This window comes from Kineococcus siccus (assembly GCF_009906795.1).
Classification (GTDB): domain Bacteria; phylum Actinomycetota; class Actinomycetes; order Actinomycetales; family Kineococcaceae; genus Kineococcus; species Kineococcus siccus.
Genome location: NZ_JAAALN010000199.1, coordinates 1 through 7,782, shown reverse-complemented (window position 1 = coordinate 7,782; position 7,782 = coordinate 1). Strand labels below are relative to the sequence as shown.

At 73.0% G+C, this 7,782-nt stretch carries 8 protein-coding genes; 4 read left to right on the top strand and 4 right to left on the bottom strand.

What is annotated here, in order from left to right; genetic code table 11:
- The 3 genes from GTR02_RS17645 to GTR02_RS17635 form a co-directional block, all read left to right on the top strand.
- On the top strand, window positions 1-1,301 hold a 1,301-nt coding region (locus GTR02_RS17645; protein ID WP_205709529.1), incomplete at its 5' end, for an ABC transporter substrate-binding protein.
- A gap of 3 nt (window positions 1,302-1,304) precedes the next feature.
- The gene (locus GTR02_RS17640; protein WP_166608795.1) at window positions 1,305-2,225 is read left to right on the top strand and encodes an ABC transporter permease subunit; all 921 of its coding nucleotides are present in this window, start codon (window positions 1,305-1,307) and stop codon (window positions 2,223-2,225) included.
- On the top strand, window positions 2,222-3,049 hold the full coding sequence (locus GTR02_RS17635; RefSeq protein WP_166608794.1) for an ABC transporter permease subunit: 828 nt from the start codon (window positions 2,222-2,224) through the stop codon (window positions 3,047-3,049). The genes GTR02_RS17640 and GTR02_RS17635 overlap by 4 nt, the downstream gene beginning before the upstream one ends.
- A 4-nt stretch (window positions 3,050-3,053) precedes the next feature.
- On the opposite strand, the gene GTR02_RS17630 is transcribed toward GTR02_RS17635, so the two are convergent.
- The 3 genes from GTR02_RS17630 to GTR02_RS17620 are packed head-to-tail and all read right to left on the bottom strand — an operon-like array spanning window position 3,054 to window position 5,859.
- Window positions 3,054-3,854: an alpha/beta hydrolase-fold protein gene (locus GTR02_RS17630; protein ID WP_166608793.1), complete on the bottom strand. Its 801-nt coding sequence runs from the start codon at window positions 3,852-3,854 to the stop codon at window positions 3,054-3,056.
- 23 nt (window positions 3,855-3,877) lie between these two features.
- Window positions 3,878-5,008: an alcohol dehydrogenase catalytic domain-containing protein gene (locus GTR02_RS17625; protein ID WP_205709528.1), complete on the bottom strand. Its 1,131-nt coding sequence runs from the start codon at window positions 5,006-5,008 to the stop codon at window positions 3,878-3,880.
- A 32-nt stretch (window positions 5,009-5,040) separates the two neighbouring features.
- Window positions 5,041-5,859 (bottom strand): phytanoyl-CoA dioxygenase family protein, encoded by an 819-nt coding sequence (locus GTR02_RS17620; RefSeq protein ID WP_166608792.1) that lies wholly within the window; start codon window positions 5,857-5,859, stop codon window positions 5,041-5,043.
- 95 nt (window positions 5,860-5,954) lie between these two features.
- Between GTR02_RS17620 and GTR02_RS17615 the strand changes: the two genes are divergently transcribed.
- On the top strand, window positions 5,955-6,809 hold the full coding sequence (locus GTR02_RS17615; protein WP_166608791.1) for a helix-turn-helix domain-containing protein: 855 nt from the start codon (window positions 5,955-5,957) through the stop codon (window positions 6,807-6,809).
- A 16-nt stretch (window positions 6,810-6,825) separates the two neighbouring features.
- On the opposite strand, the gene GTR02_RS17610 is transcribed toward GTR02_RS17615, so the two are convergent.
- Entirely contained in the window at window positions 6,826-7,710 is an 885-nt protein-coding gene (locus GTR02_RS17610) for a diacylglycerol kinase family protein (RefSeq protein ID WP_166608790.1), read from the bottom strand.
- Window positions 7,711-7,782: the final 72 nt, after the last annotated feature.

Sequence of the window (7,782 nt, the reverse complement as noted above, 5' to 3'; positions counted from 1 at the left end):
CCCCAGGCCCGCTCGAAGGAGAGATCATGGTCATCAGCAGGAGGCTCGTCGGCACCGCCGGAGCCGCGCTCGCCGCCACACTGGTGCTGTCGAGCTGCGGCTCGAGCAGCGGCACGTCCGACGGCGGTGGCACCACCGAGATCAACCTCTGGGTCCCCGCCGGCACCGCCACCATCGCGCCCTACGTGCAGAGCTTCAACGCGGCCAACCCGCAGTACGAGGTGAAGCTGCGGGAGATCGCCTTCGCCCAGTACGACACCTCGCTGGGGCAGGCGTTCAGCTCCGGGCAGGGGCCCGACCTCGCGCAGATCAACGGGACGAGCATGCCCTCGTTCGCGGGCAAGGGGTTCCTGCAGGACGTCACGCCGATCATCGGCTCCGACGGCGACCTGGCCGCGGACAACTTCTACCCGAACCTGTACAAGGCCGCGGCGTACGAGGACGAGCAGGTCACGATCCCCATCGACACCGGGACCCGCGTGCTGCAGTACAACAAGAAGCTGCTCGAGAAGGCCGGGGTCGCACCGTTCGGGGAGACCGCGGACTACGCCGACATCCTGGCCGCCGCGCAGAAGGTCCGCGCCCTCGGCGACGACTACCAGGGCTTCTGCTACGTCGGCGGGGTGAAGGAGTACACGATCAACTCCAACATGGGCCCGTTCGTCAAGCAGTCCGGCGGTTCCTTCGTCGACGCCAGCGGGACGAAGGCGACGTTGGACACCCCCGAGGCGGTCCGGGGGGTCACCTTCTTCAAGGACCTCGCGGCCACCGGCGCCGAGTCGAACATCGTGTCGACCTCCAACGAGGCGTGCGGCGAGGGCTTCGCGGCCGGCACCGTCGGCATGCAGTTCGAGGGTTTCTGGAGCATCCCCGCCGCGGGGACCACGGGGCCCGACTTCGAGCTGGGCCAGACGCTGCCGATGGACGAGACGGTCTACTCCAGCACGGGCGGCTGGGTCCTCGGGGTGCCGGCGTACGTGGAGGACGACGCCAAGAAGGCGGCGCTGAAGGCGTTCGTCGCCGACATGTACAAGCCCGCCAACATCGTGAAGTTCACGGGCCTCATGCCCGCGACGCTGTCCGGCCGCGACGCCGCCACCACGCTCAAGGACCCCCAGTACGACATCTACTGGAAGATCCTCGAGGAGAACGCCGACAACCCGATCCCGCTGAGCGACAAGCTCGTCGAGCAGGGGAACCTGCTGACCAGCGCCATGCAGTCCATCCTGCAAGGCGACGAGACCGTCGAGGCCGGCCTCGCGAAGGCCAACACGGCGTTCCAGGCCACCCTGGGAGGCTGAGGCGTGTCCACGGTGACACCGACCAGCGCCGTCACCTCGCCCCCGGCGCCGGGTCCGTCCCGGCGCCGCGGGCCCGGCGTCGCACCGTACGTGTGGCTGCTCCCGGCGTTCGCGCTGCTGGCGTTCGTCGTGGGCTACCCCATCGTGCGCAACGTCGTGGCCAGCTTCACGACGGCCTCGGGCGGGACGTCGACGTTCGTGGGGTTCGCGCAGTACGAGGCGCTGCTCTCGGACCCGGTCTTCTACCGGTCGGTCCTGCTGACCGTGTACTGGACGGTCGGTGTCACCGCGCTGCAGTTCGGCCTCGGCGCCCTCGCGGCGCTCGTGGCCGACCGCAACACGTGGTTCGTCCGCCGGGCCCGGTCCCTGCTCATCATCCCGTGGGTGCTGCCCGGCGTGGTCGCGGCCAACATCTGGGTGGTCTTCTACACCGACCGGGGCCTGGTCAACTCGGCCCTGTCCCTGATCGGCCTGCCCACGCAGCAGGCGTGGCTGGCGAACAGCGACACGGCCATGATCGCCGTGATCGTCGCCGCCGCGTGGAAGGGGTTCCCCTTCTACTTCCTGCTGCTGCTGGCGGGCCTGCAGTCCGTGCCCGCCGAGACGCGCGAGGCGGCGCGCGTCGACGGGGCGAGCTCCTTCCAGACCCTGACGCGCGTGGTGCTCCCGCAGATGCGGGCCATCATCACGACCAGCCTGGTCCTCGGCGTCATCGCGACGTCGAACTACTTCGACGGGGTGTACCTCATGACGCAAGGTGGGCCGTCGCAGGCCACCCTGACGTTGCCGGTCTGGCTGTACAACACCGCGTTCGCCAACTTCGACTTCGCGCGCGCGTCAGCCCTGTCGGTCGTCATCCTGCTCATCGTCCTGGTCCCGGTCGTCGTGCGGCTGGTCCTCGTCGGCCGGCGGGGGCGGGCGTGAGCGCCGCGCGGGCCCGGCTGGGCGGCCTGCTCCCCGGGGGCGTCCTGCTCGTCCTGGTCGCCGTCGTCGTGGTCGTGCCGTTCGCGTGGGTCGTGCTGGCCTCGCTGCGCCAGACCAACGTCCTCACGGGCTCCTTCTTCGACGTCTCCGACCTGGGGCTGGGCAACTACGCCACGGTCCTCTCGCGCGGCCTGCCCCGCGCGCTGGTCAACAGCACGATCGCCTGCCTGCTCGCGGCGGTCCTCAGCGTCGCGGTGGGGGCCGTCGCGGCGTACGCGTTCTCCCGGTTCACGTTCCGGGGGAGCCGTGCGCTGTTCTGGCTCATCCTCGTGGTGCAGGTCATCCCCGGCGTCTCCGTCGTCGTCCCGCTCTACCAGCTGTGGGCGAGCCTGCAGCTGTTCAACAGCGTCATCGGTCTGGGGGTCGCCTACGCGGGCCTGAACACCGCGGTGTGCATGCTGCTGCTCAAGGGGTTCGTCGACGACGTGCCGCGCGAGCTGGACGAGGCGGCCGCGATCGACGGCTGTGGTCACGTCGCGACGTTCGGGCGGGTGGTGCTGCCGCTCATGGCCCCCGCGCTGACCGCGTCGGGCATCTACGTGCTGGTGAACACGTGGCAGGAGTACGTCATCGCCTCGTCGCTGCTCAACGACCCGTCGGCGTTCACGGCGACCGTCGGCCTGCAGAACCTCGTCGGCCAGTACAGCACCGACTACGGCGGGATCATGGCCGGCTCGGTGCTCACCGCGATCCCCATCATCATCGTCTTCTCGCTGTTCCAGAAGCAGTTCGTGCAGACCGTCACGGGCGGCCTCAAGGGGTAGGCCGTCACCAGCAGCGGTCGAGGAACACGAGCGTCGCCCGCAGCTCCCGCTCCCACACTCGCCACTCGTGGCCGCCGGCCGACTCCGCGTACTCGTGGCCGACCCCGGCCGCCAGCAGCCGACGCCGCAGGCCGCGCACGTCGGGGAGCAGCGCGTCGGCGGTCCCGCACGTGATCCGCAGCGGCGGCAGCCGGTCCCGGTGCGCGACGAGCAGCCCGGCCAGGTCGGGGTCCTCGACGGGGGTCGCGTGCTCGGCCCGGTGCCGGCCGGTCGCGTACCCGGCCACCTGGTCCCAGCGGGTCAGCGGCGACATCCCGGACGCGGCCCGGTAGGCGCCGGGCCGGCGCGCGGCCAGCCGCAGCGCGCCCCACCCGCCCATCGACAGGCCCGCGACCGCGAGGCCGCCCTCCCCCGCGCGGGGGTGCAGCAGGCGCGCGGCGGCGGGGACCTCCTCGGCGACCCAGGTCTCGGCGTCGGCCCCCGGCCGCGTCGCGTAGCCGCTGCCGATGCCGACGAGGCCGTCCGAGGGCATCGCCAGCAGGACGGGCCGGACCTCCCCGGCGTCGACGAGGTCCTGCAGCACGTGGTGCGCGAGCCCGCTGCGGGCCCACGACCAGTGGCTGCCGAAGACGCCGTGCAGCAGCACGACGAGGGGGAGGGGGGCGTCGCGGTCGGTGCCCCGCGGGGCGAACAGCGTCACGTCGGCACGCCGGTCGAGGGCCCAGCTGAACACCGCGACGTCGTGCAGCCCGTCGGGCGAGGGGTGCGCGGCGACCTCGGTGCTGCCGAACGCGACGGGGCGCACAGCGGGACGCGGCGGGAGGTCCGTCACGGCAGGAGCACCCCCTTCGACGTGGTCCCGGCCGCCGCGTCGGCGAAGGCCTCGGCCGCTGCCTCGAGCGGGTAGGTGCGGGAGACGAGCTCGTCCAGCAGCAGCTGCCCCCGCCGGTAGAGGTCGACGAGGACCGGGAAGTCCACGGACGGGCGGCACTGCCCGTAGAGCGGGTTGAGGTAGGTCTTGTCCCACTCGAACAGCGTCATGTCGACGGTGACGCGCTCCTCGGTCCCGCTGACCTGGACGGCCGTGCCGCCGTTGCGGATGCACGCCAGGGGAGCCACGGCGAGGGCCGGGACCCCGGTGCACTCGAAGGCGTAGTCGAGCAGCCGGCCGCCGCCGATGCGCTCCAGGTCGGCGCGCAGGCCCCGCAGCGAGGTGTCCCCCCGCTCGGGGCGCAGGACGTCGGTGGCGCCGAACCGCCGGGCGGCCTCCGCGCGCGCGGGGTCGACGTCGATCGCGACGACGCGGCGCGCGCCGGCCAGGCGCGCGGCCTGCACCACGTTCAGCCCCACGCCTCCGCAGCCGAGGACCGCGACGGTGGAACCGGCCCGGACGCGGGCCGCGTTGACGACGGACCCGAAACCCGTCATGACGGCGCAGCCGAGCAGGCACGCCGACGGGAACGGGACGTCGGCGGGGATCGGGACGACGGCCTCGGCGCGCACCACGGTCGCCGTCGCCATCGTGCCCAGGTTGAACCACCGGTCCAGGGGCGTGCCGTCCGGCCGACGGGTCGACCCGGGGTGGGCGTGCCCGCGCTCGCCGCCGAGGACCTCGCACAGGGTCGGTGCCCCCTCGCTGCACGGGACGCACCGCCCGCACGCGATGGCCCACGTCAGCAGGACGTGGTCGCCGGGCGCCACGTGCTGGACCCCCTCGCCCACCGCGGCGACCACCCCCGCGCCCTCGTGCCCCAGGACGGTCGGGCGGGTGCACCACCGCCGCAGCCCGTCCAGGTCGGTGTGGCAGACCCCCGAGGCGCGGACCTCGACGAGGACCTCACCGCGCCCGGGGGGCTCGACCAGGACCGTCTCGACGGCGAGACCGCCTGCCCCGTCGGCGACGACGGCCCGCGCGGTGAGGGTCGGCACGGTGACGGTCGGCACGGTGACGGCCGGCACGGTCCGTGACCCTCCGCTGCCCACCCGCTCCGTCAGCTCGCCCGGTACAGCTCCGGGTTCAGCGGGCTGGCGGGCACCTCGCCCACCGCCGTCCCGGGCATCCAGTTCTCCACCTCGCTGCGGTGCTGGTCGTTCGCCGGCTCGGTCAGCCGGATGTCGGCGTCCATGTAGATGACGGTCATGACGGCCCGCGGGGCGCCCGAGCTGTTCGCGCCGGCCCGGTGGAACGTCCACCCGGTGTGGAAGCTGACGTCGCCGAGCGCGAACGGCTCGACCGCGAGCGGGAAGTCGTGCTCGGCGAGGGCGACCTGCAGGGCCGCCTCCGACTCGTCGCTGATCGGCAGGTCGCGGCCGAACTCGAAGTGCTGGCTGCCGCGCGCGAAGGACAGCGGCCCCATCTCCAGCGGGGTCTCCTGCAGCGGGACCCACACGGTCACCGTGCGGTCGCTGGACAGGGGCCAGTAGTACTGGTCGGCGTGCCAGGGGGTGATGCCGCCGCCGGACTCCTTGTACAGCGCCTGGTCGTGGTAGAGGCGGACGCCGTCGACCTCGAGCAGCGCGGCCGCGATGCGGGCCAGCCGCTGCGAGAACACGAACTCCTTCACGACCTCGCTGTGCTGCCACAGGTTCGCCACCTGCAGGAAGGCCCGGCCGTAGGTGGTGCGCTCCTCCAGCGGCAGGTGCTGGGTGTTGACCTCCTTGACCTTCGCGGTGATCTCCTTCTCGTAGTAGGCGAGCACGTCGGGGTCGAGCACCTGGGAGAGCTTGACGAAACCGTCCTCGCGGAACCTCGCGACGGTCTCCGCGGTGAGGGGGTAGGCGGTCTGCAGGCTGTCGGCTGTCGTCGTCATGCGTCGAGGGTCCCGCCCCGGGATTTCCCGTCACAACGTCGATCCGTGGCCGGTTCTGGTACTTTCTTGTCCGTCCGACGGGGGAGGGGGCCGACGTGCTGGCGTCCTTCGAGCACATCGTGCCCGCGCACCCGCTGAGCTGGCGGCTGACGACCGTGGCCGCCCGGCAGTTCGAGTCCGTCTGGCACTTCCACCCCGAGTTCGAGCTGACCTACGTGCGCCGCGGCCACGGCACGCGCCTGGTGGGGGACTCCGTCGGCGACTACGCCCCCGGGAGCCTCACCCTCATCGGCCCCGAGGTGCCGCACACGTACGTGTCCACACCGGGGGAGAGCGAGCACGTCGCCGTCGTCGTGCAGTTCCGGCGCGACTTCCTCGGGCCGGAGTTCTTCGGGCACGCCGTCTTCGAGGACGTCGCGGCCATGCTCGACGGTGCCTCGCGCGGGCTGGCGTTCACGTCCGGCGACGCGCCCCTGCGCCGCCTCGAGGAGCTGCCGCCCGCCGAGAAGACGGTGGAGCTGCTCGGCCTGCTGGTCCGGCTGGCCCGCGAGGGCGGGACCCCGCTGACCAGCGGGCCCGGGAGCCCGGCGCTGGACCGGGCGACCGCCGCCCGCGTCGAGGCCATGGTGGGGCTGATGCACGCGCGCTACGCCGCGCGGCTCACGCTGGCCGACGTGGCGGCCGCGGCCCACCTCACCCCGAGCTCGGCCAGCCGGCTGTTCTCGCGGGCCACGGGCAGCGGGATCTCGATCTACCTGAACGTCGTCCGCGTCAACGCCGCCTGCCGGCTGCTGCGCGACACCGACCTGCCCGTCGCGGCCGTCGCCGGGCAGTGCGGGTTCAGCAACCTGTCGAACTTCAACCGGCGGTTCCGCGACGTCAAGGGGCGGACGCCGCGCGAGTACCGCGCGGGCTTCCCCGCCGCGCCCGTGGCGGCGCCCACTCCGTGACCATCCACCGCGTCGCTCAGACGACGGTCGACAGGGCGCCCGGCAGGCAGCGCACGACGACCTCGGTCCCGCCGTCGACCTGGAGGAGCTCGCCGTCCAGCTGCAGGGGCATCGGCGTGGCGGTCGTGAAGGTGTACGGCTCGCTGCGCGAGACGACCTCGTGCCGGCCGCGCAGGATGCGGGTGAAGTCGGCCAGCAGCCGCAGCTTGCTGCGGTGGGGGATGAGCAGGGTCTCGTAGCGGCCGTCGTCGGGGGCGGAGTCCTCGTCGATGACCGCGTACTTCGCCATCCGGCCGATGTTGGCGAACACGAGGCTGTCGAGGTCGATGTCCTGCCCGTCGTGGCGGATCGTCAGCGGGCGGTAGCGCCAGAACGCCTTCACGACGAGCAGCGTCTCCTTCACGGCGTCCAGGTCGTGGTCGTTGAGGTCCGCCGCCGCGACGGGGGTGATCCCGACGCCGACGTAGGAGTGCGCGACCCGCGGCGGCTGCTCGCCGACCCGCACCTCCAGCAGGTCTAGCCGGGCCCGGTCGCCCGCCACGACCGCCTCCACGAGCGGGCGGCCCTGCACGGCGCTGGCGTGGTCGTTGGCGTTGCCCGACGGCAGGACGGCCGCCGCCCCGCCCACCGCGCCGTCGCGGCCCGCGCGCACGACCCCGTTGACGACCTCGTGGTACCCGCCGTCGCCGCTGGCCGAGACGACCAGGACGTCGCCGTGCGTCCGCACGGCGTCGTAGGCCAGCTCCTCGGCGTGCCCCGCGTGCTGGGTCTCGACCAGGTCCACGGTCACGGTGGGGGCGCGCTCGGACAGGTCGTCGCGCAGCGCCCGCGCGTTGCTCGGGCCGTCACCCGTCGAGTTCGGGTTGAGGACGACGACGACGCGGGAGGGCACGGAGCTCACGCGCCGAGGGTAGGGGGGCGGGCCGCGGGCGCCCGTCGGGGAGGTGCGGCGTTCACCCGTTCGGGAGCGCCC

Excerpts from the sequence above, each read along its gene's own strand:
- GTR02_RS17620 (WP_166608792.1), bottom strand. The coding sequence starts at position 5,859 with ATGACGACGACAGCCGACAGCCTGCAGACCGCCTACCCCCTCACCGCG.